This is a genomic window from Fuscovulum blasticum DSM 2131 (assembly GCF_003034965.1).
Lineage (GTDB): Bacteria > Pseudomonadota > Alphaproteobacteria > Rhodobacterales > Rhodobacteraceae > Pseudogemmobacter > Pseudogemmobacter blasticus.
On record NZ_PZKE01000067.1, the window covers coordinates 1 to 721 of the forward strand.

Annotated in this window: 1 protein-coding gene; it reads right to left on the minus strand. The window is 63.4% G+C overall.

All coding sequences use genetic code 11. The features are described from left to right. Positions 1-187: 187 nt before the first annotated feature. Positions 188-721: ABC transporter permease (locus tag C5F44_RS17715; RefSeq protein WP_146161997.1), on the minus strand; the 534-nt coding region annotated here is incomplete at its 5' end.

Consider the following 721-nt stretch of genomic DNA (forward strand, 5'->3'; position numbering starts at 1 on the left):
CCACAGCCTGCACCGCTTCGTAGGCGGGCACCGGGTTCGAGGTGTAAAGCACAGGGTCCGCCAGGGCGGGAAGGGCCAGTCCGAAGGCAAGGGTGGTGGCAAGCGGGGTGGATTTCAGGAACATCTTCATACCTTTCTGTCGGGTTTTCTTTTTGGGCGGGGGCAGCAAGGGATGCCCCGCGCGGGGTCACTTGACGGCGAAAACGTCGATACGGAACACACGGGTTGCGACGATGATCGGAAGAAGGATCACCGTCACCAGAACCAGCCCATAGGCCGAGGCATAGGCCATCAGACCGGAATCGATCAGCCGGAACACCTGGATCGGCAGCGTCTCGCGCCCGCCGGAATAGACCAGGATCGAGGCGGACAGTTCCGCCACGGTCGTGGTCCAGGTCAGGATCGCCGCCGAGATGATCGCGGGCATCATCACCGGCAGGACGACCTTGAAAAAGGTTGCCACCGGCGGGACACCCAGGCTGATCGACGCCTCTTCCAGCGAATTCGGGATGTTGTGCAGGGTTGCCTGCCCGTTGCGCATTCCGAAGGGCATCCGGCGGATCACATAGGCCAGCACGATGATGCTGGCGGTGCCCGAAAGCGGCAACCAGCCGCCGTGGAACGAGGCCAGCAGCCCCACCCCCAGCACCGTGCCGGACAGCGCCAGCGGAATGGCCGAGATGTAATCGACCAGCGGGGTCAGGACGTTGGGTTTCTTGAC